Genomic DNA, 20544 nt, shown 5'->3' with positions numbered 1-20544 from the left:
GGGACGCCGAGACATGCTGCGCATTGACTGTCCCTGCTGCGGCCCGCGTGACCATGACGAGTTCCGTTATGGCGGCGACGCCTCGGTCATCCGTCCCGCCCACGACGATGCGGATTTCGAAGCCTGGTACCGCTATGTCTTCGTTCGCGAGAGCCCGGCTGGAGCGCACAGGGAGCATTGGCAGCACGTTCTCGGCTGCCGGCAATGGCTGATCGTGGAACGCGACACCCGCAACCATTCGATCGCCTCGGTCGCTCTCGCCCGAAAGTCTCCTCCCAGGAAACAATCTCGATGAGTTCCAATCCCAAACGGCTGGCCGAAGGCGGCCGCATCGATCGCGGCCGGCCGCTCGAATTCAGCTTCGACGGCAGCAAGCTCACCGGTCTCCAGGGCGACACACTTGCTTCGGCGCTGCTGGCCAACGGCGTGTCGCTGGTCGGCCGCAGCTTCAAATACCACCGGCCGCGCGGCATCTTCTCGGCCGGGGCCGAGGAGCCCAATGCGCTGGTGACGCTCGGCACCGGCGGGCGGCGCGAGCCGAACCTGCCCGCGACGATGCTGGAGCTCGCCGACGGCATGGTCGTCGAGAGCCAGAACCGCTGGCCTTCGCTCACCTTCGACGTGCAGAGCCTCAACAGCCTGTTCGCCCCGTTCCTTTCCGCAGGCTTCTACTACAAGACCTTCATGGGTCCGACCCGACGCGCCTGGATGTTTTACGAGCATTTCATTCGCAGGGCGGCGGGGCTCGGCCGGGCCGGCGTGGAGCCGGATCCCGATCGCTACGAAGTTCACCACGCCTTCGCGGACGTTGCCATCGTCGGCGGCGGGCCGGCGGGCTTGTCCGCCGCGCGTGCCGCGGCCAATGCCGGCGCCAGGGCGGCGCTGATCGAGCAGGATTTTCGTTTCGGCGGACAGCTTCTGTCCGAACGTCCCGGTTCGGCGGCTGGCACCTGGCTCGAGGCGTTGGAGACGGAACTCAAGGGTTTGAGGAACGTCAACCTCATGGCGCGGACAACCGCCGTCGGCCTCTATGATGGCAAGGTGCTTGGCCTCGTCGAGCGGCGGGACGATGCGCAGGTTGCCGGCCAGGCTCGTCAGACGTTCACAATCCTGCGCGCCGGCGCGATCGTCTTTGCCACCGGCGCCATCGAGCGGCCGTTGGTGTTTTCGAACAACGATCGGCCCGGCGTGATGCTTGCATCGGCGGTCAGGACCTATGTCAACCGCTTCGCCGTCCTGCCCGGAAGAAGGGCCGTGGTCGCCACGACGAATGACGGCTCCTGGCGCACGGCCTTCGATCTCGCCGCGGCAGGGGCGCAGGTCACGGTCGCAGATCTGCGGGCCACTCTTGCGCCCGCCCTGCAGGCTGAAGCCTCGCGCCTGGGCATCGCCGTTCACGCCGGCGCGCACATCGCCGATCTTCGGGGCGGCCACGGGGTCAAGGCGGCCAGGCTTGCCGGAGCGGGGACGGAAACCGAGGTCGATTGCGATCTGGTCTGCGTTTCCGGCGGCTGGTCGCCGACGGTGCATCTCACCTCGCAGCTTGGCGTCAAGCCGGTCTATCGCGAGGAGATCGACGCCTTCGTCCCCGGCCCCTTCGCGGCCGGCCAGTTCGGCGCCGGAGCGGTGGTCGGCGACTACACCACGGCGGAAGCGATCGAGACCGGTCACCGCGCCGGCATCGAGGCGGCAGCATATTGTGGGATGACGAAACCTGTGCCGGCCGCTCTCCAGTTTGAATTGGCGGAACCGGCCGTGGCTGCGTTCCGTAATATCCCGCCGGCGCGCGGCAAGGCTTTCGTCGATTTCCAGATGGACGTCACCACCGACGACATCGCGCTTGCCCATCGCGAGGGCTACCAGTCGGTCGAGCATCTGAAGCGCTACACCACGCTCGGCATGGGAACCGACCAGGGCAAGACCAGCAATTTCCCGGCGCTGTCGGCTATGGCGGCCTTGCGCGGCGCAACCATCCCCGAGACGGGCACGACCACCTTCAGGCCGCCCTATACGCCGGTGGCCATCGGCGCGCTCGCCGGGCGCGCCGTCGGCCATCATTTCAAGCCGACCCGCCGCACGCCGATGCATGACTGGCATATCGCCAACGGCGCCGACATGCTGGAAGTCGGCCTCTGGATGCGGCCGTATTTCTACCGCGATGCCGGCCGGGACGTGAACGAGGCCTATGTCGCAGAGATGCGTTTCGTGCGCGAGGCCGCCGGGCTGATGGACATCTCGACCCTCGGCAAGATCGACGTTCAGGGTCCCGATGCCGCCACTCTGCTCGACCGGATCTACGCGAACGGTTTCGCCAAGCTGCCGGTCGGCCGCGCCCGCTACGGCGTCATGTTGCGCGACGACGGCATCGTCTTCGACGACGGCACCACGACGAGGCTTGGGGAGCAGCGTTTCTTCATGACCACATCGACCGCCAAGGCGGCCGATGTGATGTCGCGGCTGGAATTCCTGCTCGACACCGTCTGTCCGGACCTGCGCGTCGCCGTCACGTCCGTGACCGACGAATGGGCGGCGATGTCGGTCGCCGGACCGAGGAGCCGGGAGATACTCGCCGCCGCCTTCCCTGAGCTCGACGTGTCCAACGAGGCTCTGCCGCATATGGGCTTCGTAGAAGGCGAGTTCGACGGCCGCGCGCTGCGGATCATCCGGCTGAGCTATTCCGGCGAGCGGGCCTACGAGGTCTATGTCGGCGCGAGCGCGGGCGAAGCCGCCTGGCGCCGGTTGGTGGAGGTCGGCGAGCCGTTCGGGTTGAGGCCCTACGGCGTCGAGGCGCTGGGCGCGCTGCGTGTCGAGAAGGGCCATGTCGCCGGCCCTGAAATCGACGGTCGCACGACGCTCGACGATCTCGGGCTTGGCCGCATGGTCGGAAAGCGCTCCGGATTCGTCGGCGACGTGCTTCGCCGCCGGCCTGCCCTCGCCGAGCCGAGCCGGCAGCGCCTGGTCGGGCTGACATGTTTGCAGGCGGGCGAGCGCCTGAGCGGCGGCGCCATTCTTTTCAAGCAGGGCGAAATCCGGCAGGGGCACGGCCGCGGCCGCATCACTTCGGTGACCTACAGCCCGACGCTCGGAGCCTATGTCGGCCTTGCGCTGCTCGCCGGCGACGTGGCGATGGGCGACGACGTGGTGGCGGTCCACATGATGAAGGACGAGGCCGTCCGCGCCCGCGTCGTCTCGCCGGTCTTTCTCGACCCGCAGGGAGAGAGGCTCCATGGCTGAAACCGTATCCGTCGAGGCTTGCACGATCCTTCAGGTCGAGGGTTGGCCCGAGACGCAAGCGGCATGCGAATCCGAACTGTCGCGCCAGCTGGGCGCCGCGCTGCCGGCGGACTTCGGCGAGGCCGCAGCCGTCGGCGGATGGTTTGCTGTTCGTATCGCGCCACGCCGTTTCTGGCTGATCGCAGACGATGGATCGAAGCCGAACTGGTCGATCGATCCCGCCCTTGGCTGTTCGGTGTCGCTCGGCGAAGGCCGGATGCGGCTCAAGCTGCGCGGGCCTCACACCTTCGACGTTCTGAAGGCCTGTGTAGCAATCGACTGGGATTCGCCGCAGGCAAGGCCGGGAAGCGCGTTGCAGACCGGGTTCCATCACGTGCCGGTGCTTCTCCTGCGTACCGGGGCTGAGGCCTGCGATATTTTTGCGCCGCGCAGCTTTACGCAAAGCCTGGTCGATTGGTTGGCGGATATAGGCGTGTCGCGCGATATTCAGGATGAAACGATCAGCCGTCCCGCCTGAGCGTCGTCTCGCTTGAAACCTGGCATTCGCCGCCGTCTGATGCATGTCGCCCAAAACTGCGCAGCGGTTTTGCGAGAACGACATGCATCAAAACAAAGACTTGAAGCGCGTCGCTCGAATCCGCTGCAGCGCGACGCGCTTTAATGATGCCCGGCGTCAGCTCGAAATGTAGGACCGATCAAATCCGGCTGTTTTGATGAGCCCAGCATGGTCGTGGAGCTCGACGACGCCATTGCGGAAAGAGGCCAGGGAGGTTTCTCGCAACGTTTTCAGCACACGACTCACATGCACGGCCGAAAGCCCCAATGCGTCGCCCAGTTCAGCCTGGGTCAGGGGGCATTCAAAGCGATCCGGATAACTCGTTGCCGACCGCTGCGAGCGGCAGGCCAGTTCGAGAAGCAAATGCGCCGTGCGCTCAACGGCTCCCCTTCTGCTGACGTTAGCCAGATGTTCCGCAACCCTTGAATATCGAAGCGTCTGAGCCCGCAGGATGGCTTCGCAGATGGACTGCGGATAGCGCAAAAAACATGTATGGACGGGACCAGCCAGCTCAATCGCGGTAACGTCTGACAGGGCCGTTACCGTCTCGCCTGCTTCTCCGGCGAACTCGATCAAGGCAATTTCGTGAGGAAGTGCAAAATCGACGATGAGACGCGAGCCGTTCGGCAATGTCTTGGCGAATGCAGCCCAGCCGGCGATCACAATCAGGATGAAAGATTTGGCCTGATATTCGCCTGCAATGGTCGCGTTGGCCGGATAGGTGCGACGCACGGCTCCAGGCAGTACAGATATCCCCCTTTCCCAACTTGCGTCAGCAAGCGTAGGTCCCCTTGCCAATCCAAGAGCCTGCTTTGATAAGCTCATTTCCCCTGAAAAACCCCAGACCCGCGTTCGCCCCCCGGTCAACCTGAAGCTGCAAACTATCGACTAGGCAAAAAGTTCCATCTGTCTTCTCATCCGAATAGTACAACAGTGTACCACCTTTGGCTAAGACTCTACCACCCCTTGGCGGATTGGAGCGCTCCGCAGGCGGCAGAGATCGGCTCGAGGGCCACGATAGGGCTGCGGAACATGTCGTGGTGCGGCGCCGACGTCAGGCAGCACGTCTCGGCGCATCGGCATGCCATCGATGCAGAAACCGGCTGTATCGATCCAGCGCGTACGGCGCCATCTCGTCGGAGCAACCACGGCTGAGCGCGCGACATTGCGGACGCAGTGAAAAGTCGAACCGGGCTGCCGATCTTCTCGACCGACGAACCCTGCAACTCACTTATCGACTCGGTCTGGACAAGTTGCCCGTGGACCTGCCGGCAGCAAACCGAAGATCCCTGTCCTCGAACTCGTCGTCAGGGCGACCCAACGATAAAGTAGAATTGGGTCCTGCCGATTGCGTTGATGCCGGAGCCGCCGATTCCGATCGTGGAGCGAGCGGTTGCAGCTCTTGCCAAGGCGGTCCGGGAATATATCGCGCCTCTTTTCCTGGGTTGTCCGTCGCAGCGGCCGAAACGGTTTGCTCGATTGCTCCGACTGCCGGTTTCCGGCGCGAACGCTTGGCGCTGTAAGTCTGTCGCCTTTCCTCGGCGACTTCCAGGCCCTCTATTGCCGACAGGACCAATGCGAGGCGATCCTCGATTTGCTTCAAACGCCTCCAGGTGGAAAGCAGGGCAAATGAAACCAGCACACAGTAGGCGAGAATGGCGGTGACTGATCCCGCCCAATTCTCGATACCGAACAGTATCAACGCGACGGCCCCGATGAGGGCCGCAAGGGTACCGTAGCCCAGCAGCCGGCCCTTAAGAAGAAGCAGCAGCGGCAGGGTTGCCGCCAGCATAAGAATGACTCCAGGACTGAGCGCCCAACCTATGAACGGCGGAACGATTTCGCTGTAAGTGTCCATGTCCACCTCGGAATCGCCGAGGCCAGTCGCTCTCTCACCGTCAGGAGCCACCCTGACGATCGTAGCGTTATGGCAGACCTCCCTGAAGCGCGAGAGGAACGTGTCCCGGTGACGCTCTAAAGCTCTGAAAGGTATACCGGGTAGACCAGATCGACCTTTAGCCGAATTACTACTCAATAATGGTAATGGCGGCGATGTCCGCGAAGCTGATATGTTTCTGGACTTAACCGGTGATGCGATCGGTCAGTGGGCGCAAAAGAGCGATTTGGACATGCAGGCGGGGCAATAACCCTTACGTTTCATGCGTTTAAGCGCGCTTAACAGCTAACTGCCCGAACCATTTCGAAGTGCAGCCACTCAGCCGACGCTGAGGGGGTGGGTGTCGCGTTGCTGATCGTAAGGATTCGGAAATGGCAAGTCCAACTGACAATCCGATGGTGATCCGGGAATTCCTGCCGCTCGATGTCAGGGAGATCTTCGACTTCTTTCTCCGCCGATGGAAGCTGGTAAGCGGAATTGCTGTCATCACCTTCGGCCTATTTGTCGCCGCTGCTTATGTTATCCCGCCATCTTACACAGGCGGGTCACAAATATTGCTCGATGCTCCGATCGACTACATGACTCCGCAAGATTATTCCAATTCCGACTTTGCCGACAATCCAACATTCATTGAAAGTCAGATTGCTGTCTTGAGGTCTGCCTCCCTTCTTCAGCACGTCGTCGATAGCGAGAAGCTGACGCAAGACCCCAAGATCGGGCCGGCAGCACTGGTATGGCTCCAGAGCGCGTTGGGGGTCTCGCGCGTCGGGCTTGGAAATGTCATCGAGATCGATGTCACTGTATACGACCCCCAAAAAGCGGCATCGCTCGCGAATGCGATCGCCCAGGCCTACGTCGCCGATCGGCTAAAGTCTCGTTACGAAGGGGTCCAAAAGGCCTCCACATGGCTTAGCGACAGGGCCGCGTATCTGCGAGCGGAGCTCAGTCGTTCGGAACAAGCTGTCCAGAAGTTTCGGATCGATCACAATTTGTTGGCGACGCCGGCGGGCAGCTTGACCGACCAGCAACTGTCTGAGTTGAACGTCGCCTTGATCAACGCGCGCGCCGAATTGTCGGCGAAACGGGCACAATATCAACAAGTTGAAAAGCTGCAGGCTGATGGAGGCGACATCCAGTCGATCCCGGACGTGTTGCAGTCCGTGGTCATCAACGCACTTCGGTCTCAGCTCTCTGGAGTGACCCGGCGGGAAGCCGATCTTAAATTGAAATATGGCGAACGACATCCCGATGTCCTGTCGGCTCAGGCTGAACGTCGCGACATCGAGGGACAGATCGCCGCCGAAGTCCAGCGCCTCATCGGCAATCTGAAGAATGAGGTCGACTCCGCCGAAGCCCGGGAAGCTTCTCTGACTCGCGCCTTGGACTCAGTGTCCAACCGATCCGAAGTCGAAGGTCAGGTTGGCGTCCAACTGCGCGATCTGGAGAGGATCGCAGCGGCGAACAAGGAACTCTTTGAGACGTTTCTGTCGCGCGCCAAGCTCACCGAGGAGAAATCCACTCTCCTCAACAGCGGCGTGCGCGTCATCACCGATGCCAGTATCCCGGGTTCGCCAAGCTTCCCGAACAGGCCTCTTTTTGCGGCTTTGGGTCTGGTCTTCGGCATCTTCTTCGGGGGCGCCGGAGCCGTTCTGCGTGAACTTTTCGCTGCCGGCTTCATGGCAAAGAAACAGATCGAGGACGAATTGGCCGTTCCGGTTCTGGCGTCCATGCCAAGGATGTCGGGCTGGTCGAAGGATGTCCATGCCCAGCCTGTGGCCTATCTCGAGCGCAAACCGCTATCCAGGTACAGCGAAGCGGTGCGGCGGCTTCGCCTCGGTATCCAGGCAACGTCGGAACTGGACCCTTCGCCGCGCCTGATGCTCGTGACGTCGGCGATGCCCGGCGAAGGCAAGACAACCCTGGTATTGAGTCTGGCCTGCTCGGCCGCTGCCGACGGCGAACGGGTTCTGGTCATCGACGCGGACTTGCGCCTTTCGGCCACCACGGCCTTCTTCGGCATGGCTGACAAGGTCGGATTGGTCGATCTTCTGACGTTGCCGGTGAAGGCGGCAAACGCAATCCACCTGGACGAACGCTCGGGGATTTCCCTGTTGCCGGCAGGAGCAAGGACCCGCAACCCGCCTGCCCTTCTTGCTTCGGCCAGAATGCGCACGCTGCTTGATGAGGTTCGGGGGAAATTCGACACGGTGATCATTGACGCACCGCCCGTCGGACCCGCAGCCGATGCCTCGATACTGGCGAGGCACGTCGACAAGGTCGTCTTCGTCGTGAGGTGGCGGGAAACCTCGCGCGAGGCCGTTGCCGAAGGAATTCGACACCTTGGCGATCGGTCCAAGCTTGCCGGCATTGCCCTGACGATGGTGGACGAACCAAAACTGCCGAGATACGGCCGTTACACGTCGCTCGAAAGCAGTGTCTCGGACAGTTACTACCTCAACTAGAGAAGAGACAGTATTGCGCCATGCTGCACACTGACTTATGCAACAACCGTTTTCCGGAGCTGGCGGAGAAAAGTCACGGAGGCGAAGCTGCGCGATGGTGCGTGGTCCAGACGCACCAGCATTCCGAGAGCCTGGCCGAGCGCCACCTGCTGTCGCAGAACTTCCGGACCTATCTGCCCAAGCGCAAGCGAACCGTCCGGCACGCCCGCAGGGTCAGAACCGTCTCCAGCGCGTATTTCGACTGCTATCTGTTCGTCTCGCTGGCTGTCCATCAGCAGAGCTGGTACCCGATCAACTCAACCGTCGGCGTGCGAAAGCTCGTCATGAGCAAGGGAATGCCGATACCGGCACCTTATGGTGTGGTTGAATCCTTGATATCGGCAACCGATGACGACGGAATCTTGCACCCCGACATCCTGTTGAGACCGGGCCAGACAATCAGGATCATAGATGGGCCATTTTCGGACCAGCTTGGGATTCTTGATCATGTCGGGAGCGCTGGAGCGGTCAGAATTCTTCTCGACATTATGAACCGGTCGATTCCTATCACTATTGATAGGGACAAATTGTCCATAGTTTCTTGAAATATTCGGTGAGTTTTCACTCACCGCTTTTGTTCCGGAAGACGCCGAAACCCTCGGCAGTGAGCGATGAGTTGGCACCCAATTCACCCTCGGTGCGGCAGCCTGCGAAGGCGACGTCAGAACCTGCGGGCCGACACTGAGACGATCGATCGTGCGACATCCCGGAGACACCGGCCCACCAGGGGGTTTGGACTTACCTCACGCCAATTCCACGACATTTCCGGCGACAATGGCCGAATGGCGCTCGCCGGTGATCAATCACGGGAAATCCCTTGCAAACTCCAAGCAAGTCAAGATCGGCAGCCTTCCGCGCGGCCGGGCCCGGAGAGCTTCGGGATCGTCTGCAGCCGCAACAGTATCGCCGTTGGGCTCCGGAGGCCAAGGCGGGGATCCTGGCGGAAACGCCGGCGCCGGGGGTGAATGTTTCATCGCCGGCGAAGACGCTTGGCCCGGGCGCATTGGGCAGCCAACCAGATGCAGCACCATATCGAACCGACGGAGATGCTCGTTTCAGGCCAATCGAAACGGTGCCGGCGCTGCCGATCGCCAGCGAACTGTTTCGGGCATTCAATGAAGCCGGCCTGAAGTACGGAATAATTCAGGACCTCGCGTCCCTGCATGACGGATTTGCCGGCCGGGATGATCTGGATGTCCTTTTGGACAAGCATGATTACCCGGTCTTCTGCTCGATCGTGTGTCGATTGCACGGCCGGCGCAGCGTGAGCCTCTCCTGCTACGACAATGTCTGCGCCGGCAGAGAGGACTGGTTCCTGCCTGACTTCTCGTGCGGCCGGTATCTCCATCTCGACATGCATATCGGCGCCCGGGTCGGCCGGGAGTTTCGCAAGCGCTATCCGGCATTCGATTATGCGGCGATCACGCGATGGGAGTCGATCTGCATCGACGGCGTGCTGGTTCCGGTGGTGTCTCCCGAAGACGAGCTTCGAATAGCGATTGCCCGTTTCGCATTCCGGGCCTGGGCGCTGCCGTGGAGGCAATGGATCACCGTCGACGATAGTTGGAAGCAGCACTTTGCCCGCTTGCCAGTGCCATCCGACGAGCAAGGCTTGCAAGTCGTGGACTACACGTTTGGCGGCGCGGAAACGGTGCGCTGCAGGTTCCTGCAAAGCGCCAACGGTTTGGCCGCCCACCGTGCAGACCTGGCCAGGCTGCGGCGTTCGATCCGCAAAATGTGTGGCTACAGCGGACGCTTCGCAATCGCCGATGCGGCGATCCATCTGGCACGCAAGACCTGCTATCTCTCCCTGAGGTCCCTTCAGCGCTTGATGCCGGGGCGCTTTCCGCCAAAGAGACGGCCCGCGGCCGGTGGATTCGTGGTGGCCTTGATCGGTCCCGATGGCATGGGCAAGAGCACTCAGGCTAGCCGGCTGACGCAGATATTCGGCTGGAAGTTCGGATGCGCGCAAGTCTATGTCGGAACGGGCGACGGCAATGGATGGTGGCTTCGCAAGGCGCTGCAGAGTGCGGTCTTTCCCCATAGACGCCGCCTGAAATCCCTGGCCCAGAACGATGGCAAGGATTCCTCCGGCCGGGCTTGGTCGAAGGGAGGCGCTGCCGCTGCCGCGCTGGCATTTTGGGCGGTCCTGATCGCGTTCGAGCGATACGCTGTCGTGAAACGTGCGCATCGATGGGCGACACGCGGCCTGATCGTCATTTGTGACAGGTGGCCGCAGGCGCTCGGCAGGGGATATCTGGACGGGCCGACCATCCCCCCTCGCCTGTTCTCGGTCCCAGGCTTGTCGGTTCTCGCCCGGCTTGAGCAGCGACTCTATCGGAAGATGGCTGAATGCCGTCCACACCTCGTTTTGCACCTCGTTTCAGATTTTGCCGTCTCCGAGCAGCGAAAGCCCGGGGACATCAGGAAGGAAGCGTTCGATGCGCGGCTGTCCCTGATGGCGGAGCTGCGAGCGCAGGACAAGGACATCCGAACCGTTGACGCGAGCGCCGGCATAGAGGCGGTCGGCCGCGAGTTGTTCAGGCATATCTGGCTGTCTCTCTGAGAGGCAAAACAGGCGGTCCATCCGCCCGCATCAACCCCGAACGTACAGCTTTTCCGCGATCGCGTCCCTCGACGGGCGATCCCGGCCCGCGCCCGAAAAGCCGCGGAAGGAGCCTCGGACGCTCCCGCTCGAAGCGCTCGATCCGCCGAATGCGCCGCCCCGGATTTCATGTCCCTGAGGTACAAGCAAATGAAGATCGTTCATGTGCTCACCAGATTGCTTCGAGCCGGCTCCGAAGAGAACACGTTGGCCTGCTGTCTCGCTCAGGCGCGGCATGGCCACGAGGTGCTGTTGGTTCACGGCGAGGAATACGACCCAAGGTTACGGGCATCTCTTACCGGAGCCCTTCGGGTGGTGACCGTGGAAAAACTCGTCAACCCGATTTCGCCGTCCCGCGACATTTCTGCCTTCGGGCGGCTCACTCGCCTTATGCGTGATTGGCAGCCCGATATCGTGCACACGCATCAAAGCAAAGCCGGCATCGTCGGCCGTCTCGCCGCCAGGGAAGCCCATGTCCCCGGCATCATCCATGGCGTGCACATCTTGCCTTTCGTGCATGTGGGCAGCGGACAGCGGCTGATGTTCCTCGCCGCCGAACGCCTGGCCGCGAGATTCACGCGCGCTTACATCGATGTGAGCCAGGCTATGTGCGACATCTGCATCGCCAATCATTTGGGCAGCCCCGATCAGCACCATGTCGTCCACTCCGGCTTCGATCTGGCGCGCTTCGCGAACGCGCGGTGGCCGCAAGAGCCGCATCTGCTCCTGGGGACGGCTGCAGGAGAGCCAAAGCCGCCGGTGGTCCTGATGCTGGCTGCGCTGGAACCGAGAAAACGCCACGTCGAGTTCATTGAAGCATTCGGGCATGTCGTCGACCGGATCCCAAACGTGCGACTGCTGCTTGCCGGCGACGGACCGGCGCGATCCGATGTGGAATCGGCGATCGAACGCTCCCCATTTGCAAACAACATCCGCATGATCGGCTACCATAGCGAGCCCGAACGACTGATCAGCCTGGCAGACGTATGCGTGCTGACGTCGATGCGAGAAGGATTGCCTCGCGTGATGATGCAGTATCTGGCGGGCGGTCGAGCCAGCGTCGTCTCGCATTTGCCCGGCGTGGAAGAGGTTGTCCGGCATGGCGTGAACGGAATTGTGACGCCGGCCGAGGATGTGGGCGCCGCGGCGGCGGCCGTCGCCGATCTTCTTGAGAACCAGCACCATCGCGCTCGGCTGGCCGATGGCGCGAAACGCACCGACCTGTCGTCCTGGGGCTTGGAATCCATGTGCGAAAGCGTCGAGCAGATTTATCAATCCGTGCTGGAGACCACCCTTTCGCCCGCAAGGCCGGACAAGGCGCGAATTCGCGACCGCCTCGCCGGGCAAACCTTTGGGCTGCACTGATTTTGACGGGCTTCTGCTCCTTCGACGGAGCGGAGTTCCAAGGCTTCCTTCTCAAACTGAGCAAATTCCCTCCCGTCACGATCCGGCCGACGACGCTCGGTCGATGGCGGCAGGCTGGACAACCGGAGTACCGACGATGCGTATGCGTGCTGACCAGCAATTTCCTTCCAGGCCTATGCCAATGAAGCGTTGGTGCCGATGGCTGTTTCCCGAATTCGAACCCGCGGTCGGCCGCATGCTCGCCGTGATCGGCAGCCTCGCCGTTGCCTTTGTTCTGCTCACCGCGGGCGCATCCCGTGCGGATGGATATACATTCGACACCGGTGACATCCTGCGCATATCCGTGATCGGCGAGGCGTCCTATCCGCTGGAGGTCGTGGTTGACGATCGGGGCTCGATATCGCTGCCAATGTTGGGTGATATCAAGGCGCGCGGCCTCACCAGCGTTGCCCTCTCGCAGGCCATTCAGCAGGCATTTCAGCAGCAGAAGCTCATCCTCGAGCCATTCGTGAAAGTGGAGATCGGCCAATACCGGCCATTTTTCATTTCCGGAACGGTGGCCCACCCCGGGTCGTATCCGTTTCAACCCGGAATAACGGTTCGCCATGCGCTGGCCATTGCAGGCGGGTTTCGCGCCACCGCTGTGGGAAACACGGAGCCGGCCCTGGAGATAGCCGATCTGCGAAGCACGCGCGCGAATCTGGCGATTGAAGAATATCGCCTGAAGGTTCGGCTCGCCCGGCTCCAGGCGGAAAGCCGACAAGAAAAGTCCTTCGTTGCCCCACCGGATCCGCCGGTCGAGTTCGGCGGATCCCTGATTGCCGACATCATCGCGACCGAACAGGCGCAGTTGAACGCGCGTCTTGCCGCGTATCGGGATGACATCTCCTTCCTCGAGGCCTCGCTGGAAAGGGCGAAGAAGGAGGCCAAGATGGTTGCCGCCAGCAGGGACGAACGGGAAAAGACCGCGAACCTTCAACTTGAAGAATTGCAGTCTGCCCGGTCGCTGCGGGAAAAGGGTCTGATAACGAACACGAATGTCATTACGGCGGAAAGAGCTCAAACCAGCTACCGGGCTGACCTGGCGCAGACCGAACTGCAGCAAGAACAGGTACGGCAGGAGATGCTCAACTCAGAGAGCGAGCTGCGGAAAAAGCAGCAAAGTCATGAAATGGAGCTGATCGCGCAGACGCAGGACACGCAGGTCGAGCTGGGAAAAATTCAGAGTCAAATCAGATACGTTGCCGACAAGCTTCTCTTTATTTTCACTTACGGCGAACAGAGAACGTTTGATGACCTGCAAGGCGCGGTGAAGATTTCGATCTTCAGACGCGACCAGAAGATCGCCCACGACATCGTCGCCGATCAGAACACGGAAGTGAGAGCCGGCGACGTCATCGAGGTTTCTGTCGTGGCCAACAAGGGGTTCTACGCTCCGGATTCGGGAGCGTCCCCCAATGCGCAAAATCCGGCCACCCAGCCCGCCATCGTCGGCCAGTAGCACGGCGCCGGTCTTCGGAACCTGATCGTGATCCTTGGTGCAGCATTGACGGCCTTTGGGGCCCGTCCCCACCGGAAGAATTCCCATGTCGAAACGGAGCGGAGGCGGCTAGACCTCGACCGTGCGCCGGCGCGCCGCAAGACGTCGCGCAGGGCGCCGCGCCGCCGCCTCGTCGCCCGATGGCGCATTCCAGCTGCGATCCTGCTCCTCCTCGCCGCAGCCGTTGCCTGGACGGACGTCATTGCTGGCTGGCGCTATTTTTCCGATCCGCTGGCCTGGCTGGCCGGTCCGGGTGCCCTCCCTGTTTTGGCGGCGGTCGCGGCCCTGGGCTTGCTCATGGCAGCCTTCCGCAGCGCAAGGCGGAGACGAAGAGGCGACTTGCCGGGCGCGTTCGCGAACGCCGCCGCCCCATCCTCGATCGGGGAGCCGGCGCCCGGCTCGGAACTGGCCTGCGCGTTGCGCTCCTGCAAGGCGGCGTTCGCGGGCGTCGCGGTTTTCAGCGGCGTCAGCAACATCCTGATGCTGACCGGCGCGATGTTCATGCTGCAGGTCTACGACCGGGTGCTGCCGAGCCGCAGTGTCCCGACCCTGGTAGCCATGGCGATATTGGCCGGCGTTCTTTTTGTCGGGCAGGCAACCATCGACCTCGTGCGCGGCCGGATCATGACCCGGATCGGCGCCGAACTGGACGAAGCGGTCGGGGGACGCGTATTCACCGCCGTTTCGAAGTTGCCTTTGTACATCGGCCAGCAGGGCGATGGATTGCAGCCGCAACGCGATCTCGACGGCATCCGTACTTTTCTGTCGAGTGCCGGGCCCGGCACGCTGTTCGATCTTCCGTGGCTGCCCTTCTACCTGGCGATCATCTGGAGCCTTCACCCGACCCTCGGGACGACCGCCGCTTGCGGCGCGTTGGTGCTGGTGACGCTGACGGTCGCGACCGAGATCCTCACGCGCAGACCGACGAGCGCCGCGGCTCTAAGCGGCGTGAAGCGCAACAGCTTCGCCGAGGCCAGCCGCCGCAACGCGGAGGTGCTTGCGGCGATGGGTATGGGCAAACGCCTGCACGACCATTGGCGCGAAGCAAGTCGCGAACATCTTACGCAGCAGCAGCGTGTCAGCGATATCGTTGGCGGCTTCGGCAGCTTCGCCCGCGCCTTGCGGCTGATGCTCCAGTCGGCAATGCTGGGTGTGGGCGCCTGGCTTGTGATCCAGGGCGAGGCGACCTCCGGGATCATCATCGCCGGCTCCATCCTTGCAGGCCGCGCGCTGGCGCCCGTCGATCTTGCCATTGCGCATTGGCGCAACTTCGTGGCCGCGCGCCAGAGCTGGAGCAGGCTGGCGAAGTTGCTCGCCCGCTTGCCGCAAGACGCTCAGCCGATGGCGCTTCCGGTGCCCGGCTCGAACCTGACGGTGGAGCGCATCGCGATCGGTGCGCCGGGCGCGCAGCGCATCATCGTGCAAGGCGTGGAATTCAGTCTGGACGCCGGCTCGGTGCTCGGCATCATAGGACCAAGCGGTTCCGGCAAATCGAGCCTTGTTCGCGGGCTGGTCGGCGCCTGGCGGCCGCTGGGGGGCCGTATCAAGCTGGACGGCGCCGCGCTTGATCAGTGGTCGTCGGAGCGCCTGGGCCGCTACATAGGCTACCTTCCGCAGGACGTCGAACTGTTCGCGGGAACGGTTGCCGCCAATATCGCCCGCTTCGATCCTGCACCGGACCCGCAGGCCATTGTCGCCGCCGCCCGCGCCGCGGGCGTCCATCAGCTCATCATCGGTCTTCCCAACGGCTACGAGACGCAGATCGGAGAGGGCGGAACAGCGCTCTCGGCCGGCCAGCGTCAGCGCGTCGCCCTGGCACGCGCGCTCTATGGCGATCCGTTCCTGGTGGTGCTCGACGAACCCAACTCCAATCTCGACAGCGAGGGTGAGACCGCGCTTGCCGGCGCTATCCTCGCAACCAAGGCGCGCGGCGGCATCGTGGCGATCGTGGCGCATCGGCCCAACATTCTCGGCACGGTGGATTTCCTGCTCGTGATGAAAGAGGGCCAGATGCAGATGTTCGGCACGAGGGAAAGCGTGCTGTCGAAACTCATGCCTGTGCCAAAGGTCGTCACCGCGGGCCTGCAGCCGGTTTTCAAGCTCACTCCGACCGCCGAGGTGATGTCCGCCCCGGACATGGAAACGGGGAAATGACGGCTGTCCTTTCGAACAGGTCGCTTTCCAACCGGCGATCCATCCGCCGCAACCTGCTGGGCGGAATGACCATCGTCGCATCGCTCGTCGGCGGAATGGGAGTCTGGGCCGGGACGGTGGACATTTCGGGAGCAGTGATTTCGCGCGGCGCGGTGGTCGTCGACACCAGCGAGAAGAAAGTTCAACACCCGACCGGCGGCGTGGTCGGCAAGATTTTCGTGCGCGACGGCGACCGCGTCCGGGCCGGAGACATTCTGGTCCAGCTCAGCGACGTCGTTCCGCGCGCCAGCCTGGCTTACGTGACGAAGAACCTGGATGAGCTTTACGCGCGAAAGTCCCGGCTCGAGGCCGAGCGCGACGGCAGCGATCGCATGACGCTTCCTCCGATGCTCGCCGCGGGAATGAACGACCCCGAAATAGCTGCCACGGTGGCCAGCGAACAACGGCTCTTCGATCTTCGTCGAACCGAGCTGTCCGGCAACAAGGCGCGCCTGCGTGAACGCATCGAGCAACTCGGCAAGCAGATCGAAGGCTATTCGGCGCAGGAATCGGCAAAGACGAAGGAGATCGAGCTGATCAACGACGAGCTCGCCGACATCCGCAGTCTTGTCGAAATGAGGCTCACCCTCAAGTCGAAGCTGACCGAATATGAGCGCGAGGCGACACGCATAGCGGGCGAACGGGCGCAACTTGTGTCGAGCATGGCGCAGGCAAAGGGGGCGATCGCCGAAATCGAGCTCCAGATTCTGCAGCTCGACAAGGAGTTCGCCAGCGAGACCGGCAGCGAACTGCGCGAGGTCGAAGCCAAGATCGCCGAGTTCGAGGAGCGAAAGGTCACCGCTGAGGACCAGCTTTCGCGCATCGATATTCGCGCCCCTGCCAGCGGCACGGTCCACCAATCCACGATCCATACCGTTGGCGGCGTCATCGGCGCGGGAGAGCCGATCATGCTGATCGTGCCCGACACCGATAGTCTCGCGGTCGAGGTGAAGGCTGCACCTCAGGACATCGACCAGCTCTTGATCGGTCAGCGCGCGCTTCTTCGCTTCACCGCCTTCAACGTCCGCACCACGCCCGAAACCGAAGGTGTGGTCTCCATGATCGCGGCCGACGTGACGCGCGACCAGCATACCAACGAAGTCTACTACGCGGTGCGCATCACGCCCGACCCGAAGGACTTTAAGAAACTCGGCCCTGTCTCGCTCATTCCCGGCATGCCGGTGGAAGCGTTCATACGAACTGGCGACCGCAAGGTTCTCTCATACCTGATGAAGCCTTTGACGGACCAGATGATGCGCGCGTTCAGGGACCAGTAGCTGCGCGCTGCAGCTTGTCGCGCGGGTCGGTGCAGTCTTCTCACCTGTGGCAAGGGAGATCCATCAAGATGGCAACAGAACTAAAACCTCCGATCTTTCTGATCGGCAACTATCGTTCGGGCACCACCATTACGCAGAAATTGATCGGGCTGCACCCGGATGTCGTTACCTGGTACGAACCAAAAACATTGTGGCTCTATGCCGATCCGGCGCGGCGACATGACGAATTTGTCAAAGCCGACGCCACCGAAAAGGTCGTCCGTTACATTCGCAACCGGTTCCTCGATTATCAGCTGCGGAATGGCAACCGGCAAATCATGGAAAACACGCCCGCCAACGTCTTGCGCGTGCCATTTATCCACCAGATCTTTCCGGAGGCTATATTTCTGTATATCACGAGAAATCCATTCTCCTACATAAGCTCCATGGAGCTTAAGTGGCAGCGTGCAAAGAGCTTTAAAGGTCTGCTGCGACTCTTGAGAGAGACGCCGATCACGCAAGTTCACTATTACGCTGGAGATGTTATAAAGCAGATAGTCACTAAAAGGATACTGCGAAGAAAATATACGTCGATCTACGGGCCACGCTACAGGGGAATAGATCGCGATTTGCAGGAGCATGAAAAATTGACAGTGATCGCGCGTCAGTGGGCGCGCGGCAATCGAATGGCTCGAGAAGATCTCGCCAGGCTGGGCGACGGCCGCGTATTCACGTTCCGCTACGAGGATCTCATCCAGGAACCCGAGCTGGTCTTGCAGCGCATCTTTGAGCATTGCGGGCTGAATTGCAGCGGCGAGATCGCTCGCACGGCGAAGGAGATGATCGATCCCGGCCGGCAACAGAAGTGGCTCCGTCTGAATCCCGGCGAATTGGCGGCCATCATCCCGGAGGTCCGGGATGAGATGGCGTTCTACCGCTACGAGATCCCTTCCCTTCTCGTTGAACACGGCTCGCGGCCGACGCGGGCTCCATTGGCGTTTCAGCAGGGCCATCCAGATATTCGGCCCTCCCGCTGAGCGGTGCGGGAAAAGCATTGGCCGCCGCTTGTGGTCGGTCGACTAAGCAAACGAAGTGAATGGAGAGAGGCGTGAGCGACAACCGGCGCGGGCTGGCAAAACACAGCGTCGTGGGCATGTTCTGGACGGCCCTGTCCATGGGTGCCCTCGCTGTCGCAGAGCTCGTCGCTCTCGTCATCCTGGCCCGGCTGCTCTCGCCCAAGGAGTTCGGCCTCTACTCCGCAGCCCTGATCATCATCAAATTCTCAGCCATCTTCCAGGGACTTGGCATTACCCCGGCGATCGTGCAGCGACCGCTGCTGGAGGAGCGGCACCTTCGGGTCGGGTTCACCTTGTCGTGCTTGCTCGGGCTCGCCGTGTCGGCGCTGGTCTGGGCGATGGCGCCCGCCATAGCGGATCTCCTTCGGCTTGCCGATCTGGCCCCGGTTGTGCGGGCGATCTGTTTCGTGTTCCTTTTTCAAGGGGCTTCCATGGTGGCTTTGGCCGCGGCCCAGCGCGCGCTCCGGTTCCGTTGGCTCGCCGTCATCGACGCGGTTGCCTTTGCCCTGGGCTACGTCGTTGCCGGCCCGATCCTGGCCTGGCTCGGCTTCGGCATCTGGGCGCTCGTCGGCGCGCTGCTGATCCAGCAGTTCATCCGCATGATCGTGCTGCTCGTCGGCCAACCGCACCCGATGCGGCCGTTGCTGGAGCGGCGCGCCATCGTCGAACTGCTCTATTTCGGAAGCGGCTTCACCATTGCCCGGGTGTGCAACTACCTCGCCACCCAGGCGGACAGACTGGTCGTGGGCCGCTGGCTCGGCGCCGATGCGCTCGGCCTCTACGGCCTGTCGTCGCAGCTCATGACCGCGCCGGCGGTCATCGTCGGCCAGGTTCTCGATCGCGTGCTGTTCCCGACCATGGCACTGGTCCAGGAGCAACCCGTGCGGCTGGCGCGCGCCTATCGCAGCGCGGTCGCGGGTTGCGCCCTGCTCGTCCTGCCGGCCAGCGTGGTCGTGGCCATAGTCGCGCCCGAACTGGTCGCGGTCATTCTCGGACGGGGATGGCTAGGGGTTGTCGCCCCGCTCCAGATCCTGGCGTTCGGCATGCTGTTCCGCACGAGCTACAAGCTTAGCGATTCCGTCTCGCGCGCGACAGGCACGGTCTACGCTCGCGCCTGGCGCCAGGCCGTCTTCACCATCGGCGTCTTCGTCGGATCCCTCATAGGGCAGGTCTGGGGCATCGAAGGCGTGGCATTCGGCGTCGGTGCAGCCTTCGGGATCAATTTCTTCCTCATGGCGCAGTTGAGCCTCCGCGTGACCGGGATGACGTGGGCGGATTTCTTCCTGGCGCACCTGCCCGGCCTCGCGCTCGCGGGTGTTATCGGCACCGGGGTATGGGCGTTCGTGGAATGGCTGCGCGCCTTTGAGCTATCTCCTCTGCCACTGCTCATCGATACGGCATTGCTGGCGTCAGCGGGGGGCCTGCTGCTGTGCTGGCTGCTGCCGTCGCTGTTCCTTGGGCGCGAAGGCCTGTCGCTGCTGCGCTTGCTCGCGGCAGTGGTGCCCGCGTGGCCAAGGATGAAACAGGCAACAGACTGATCAGGACACAGTTCGCACGACCGTCCGGCCCTGGATTTCATGTTCTTCACGCGCAACATCATTGCTGCCGTGCCCGATCATGGGATCGGCAGTGATGCCCGGTCGGGCGCGTAGGGATTCCGTCATCAATCGAGGAAAATGCGGAAAGGAGACCTGTAATGGCTGAACTGTTCGAAACGAGGGTGGCGACAGCAGGCGACGATGTCGAGGAGAAAGGCTCCGGTACGATCGGAACCAACATCAGCGACCTGGAGCTGGGTTATGACAGCAGCACCCGCCAGACCGTCGGTATCCGCTTCACCGGCATCGACATCCCGCAAGGCGCCATCATCACCAGCGCCTATATCCAGTTCCAGGCCAACGAGGTGAAGACCGGCGCGGCCTCGCTGCTGATCCAGGGCGACAATGTCGACGATGCCAGTCCTTTCACCACCGCTGCCTTCAATGTGTCCTCGCTCCCCAGGACGACCGCGTCCACGGCCTGGACGCCGGACCCGTGGACCACGATAGGCGAGCAGGGTCTCGCCGAGCGCACGCCCGACCTCTCGACGATCGTCCAGGAGATCGTCAACCGCTCTGGCTGGGCGGCGCTCAACGACATGGCGTTTGTGATCACCGGCACCGGCACGCGCACAGCCGACTCGTATGAGTACAACCCCGCCAGCGCACCGCTGCTGCACATCGAATACATCTTGCCGGGGTCCGGCAATCCGGTGGCTTTCAACACACCCGCCGATAGCAATTCCGCCGCCAACCAGATAGCCGAACTCGCCGCGGCCGGCG

Annotated in this window: 14 protein-coding genes and 1 pseudogene; 13 read left to right on the top strand and 2 right to left on the bottom strand. The window is 62.5% G+C overall.

Annotated features, from left to right (window positions below; translation table 11 throughout):
• Window positions 1-13: 13 nt before the first annotated feature.
• The 3 genes from RFN30_RS13165 to RFN30_RS13155 are packed head-to-tail and all read left to right on the top strand — an operon-like array spanning window position 14 to window position 3751.
• Window positions 14-295, top strand: coding sequence for a sarcosine oxidase subunit delta (locus RFN30_RS13165; protein WP_320262514.1), 282 nt, complete (start codon window positions 14-16; stop codon window positions 293-295).
• Window positions 292-3234, top strand: coding sequence for a sarcosine oxidase subunit alpha family protein (locus tag RFN30_RS13160; RefSeq protein WP_320262513.1), 2943 nt, complete (start codon window positions 292-294; stop codon window positions 3232-3234). Before RFN30_RS13165 ends, RFN30_RS13160 begins: the two co-directional genes overlap by 4 nt.
• Window positions 3227-3751: a sarcosine oxidase subunit gamma gene (locus RFN30_RS13155; protein ID WP_320262512.1), complete on the top strand. Its 525-nt coding sequence runs from the start codon at window positions 3227-3229 to the stop codon at window positions 3749-3751. The genes RFN30_RS13160 and RFN30_RS13155 overlap by 8 nt, the downstream gene beginning before the upstream one ends.
• Before the next feature lie 156 nt (window positions 3752-3907).
• Here RFN30_RS13155 and RFN30_RS13150 read toward each other — a convergent pair whose 3' ends face one another.
• Both RFN30_RS13150 and RFN30_RS13145 read right to left on the bottom strand, forming a co-directional pair.
• On the bottom strand, window positions 3908-4522 hold the full coding sequence (locus tag RFN30_RS13150) for a Crp/Fnr family transcriptional regulator (protein ID WP_320262511.1): 615 nt from the start codon (window positions 4520-4522) through the stop codon (window positions 3908-3910).
• A 499-nt stretch (window positions 4523-5021) separates the two neighbouring features.
• Window positions 5022-5648, bottom strand: a complete 627-nt coding sequence (locus tag RFN30_RS13145; RefSeq protein WP_320262510.1) for a hypothetical protein — start codon at window positions 5646-5648, stop codon at window positions 5022-5024.
• A 410-nt stretch (window positions 5649-6058) separates the two neighbouring features.
• Between RFN30_RS13145 and RFN30_RS13140 the strand changes: the two genes are divergently transcribed.
• The 10 genes and pseudogenes from RFN30_RS13140 to RFN30_RS13095 all read left to right on the top strand — a co-directional run.
• On the top strand, window positions 6059-8149 hold the full coding sequence (locus tag RFN30_RS13140) for a GumC family protein (RefSeq protein ID WP_320262509.1): 2091 nt from the start codon (window positions 6059-6061) through the stop codon (window positions 8147-8149).
• Between the two features lie 20 nt (window positions 8150-8169).
• Window positions 8170-8733 carry a transcription termination/antitermination protein NusG gene (gene nusG / locus RFN30_RS13135; RefSeq protein ID WP_320262508.1) on the top strand — a complete coding sequence of 188 codons (564 nt, stop codon included), beginning with the start codon at window positions 8170-8172 and terminating at the stop codon, window positions 8731-8733.
• 416 nt (window positions 8734-9149) lie between these two features.
• A complete protein-coding gene (locus tag RFN30_RS13130) occupies window positions 9150-10754 on the top strand; it encodes a hypothetical protein (protein ID WP_320262506.1) in 1605 nt (534 codons plus the stop codon).
• 189 nt (window positions 10755-10943) lie between these two features.
• Entirely contained in the window at window positions 10944-12158 is a 1215-nt protein-coding gene (locus RFN30_RS13125; RefSeq protein ID WP_320262505.1) for a glycosyltransferase, read from the top strand.
• Window positions 12159-12294: 136 nt separating this feature from the next.
• Window positions 12295-13659 carry a polysaccharide biosynthesis/export family protein gene (locus RFN30_RS13120; RefSeq protein ID WP_320262504.1) on the top strand — a complete coding sequence of 455 codons (1365 nt, stop codon included), beginning with the start codon at window positions 12295-12297 and terminating at the stop codon, window positions 13657-13659.
• A gap of 336 nt (window positions 13660-13995) precedes the next feature.
• Window positions 13996-15852: a type I secretion system permease/ATPase gene (locus RFN30_RS13115; RefSeq protein ID WP_430694675.1), complete on the top strand. Its 1857-nt coding sequence runs from the start codon at window positions 13996-13998 to the stop codon at window positions 15850-15852.
• Window positions 15849-17168: an HlyD family type I secretion periplasmic adaptor subunit gene (locus RFN30_RS13110; RefSeq protein WP_320262502.1), complete on the top strand. Its 1320-nt coding sequence runs from the start codon at window positions 15849-15851 to the stop codon at window positions 17166-17168. Before RFN30_RS13115 ends, RFN30_RS13110 begins: the two co-directional genes overlap by 4 nt.
• 68 nt (window positions 17169-17236) lie before the next feature.
• Window positions 17237-18184, top strand: coding sequence for a sulfotransferase family protein (locus tag RFN30_RS13105; RefSeq protein WP_320262501.1), 948 nt, complete (start codon window positions 17237-17239; stop codon window positions 18182-18184).
• Between the two features lie 71 nt (window positions 18185-18255).
• Window positions 18256-19761: a lipopolysaccharide biosynthesis protein gene (locus tag RFN30_RS13100; protein WP_320262500.1), complete on the top strand. Its 1506-nt coding sequence runs from the start codon at window positions 18256-18258 to the stop codon at window positions 19759-19761.
• A 158-nt stretch (window positions 19762-19919) separates the two neighbouring features.
• Window positions 19920-20544 (top strand): annotated as a pseudogene (locus tag RFN30_RS13095) (RTX toxin); the annotation flags it as partial.

This window comes from Mesorhizobium dulcispinae (assembly GCF_033977345.1).
Lineage (GTDB): Bacteria > Pseudomonadota > Alphaproteobacteria > Rhizobiales > Rhizobiaceae > Mesorhizobium > Mesorhizobium dulcispinae.
Note: the sequence above shows the minus strand (reverse complement) of the source record. Positions and strands in the feature narration are given on the sequence as shown.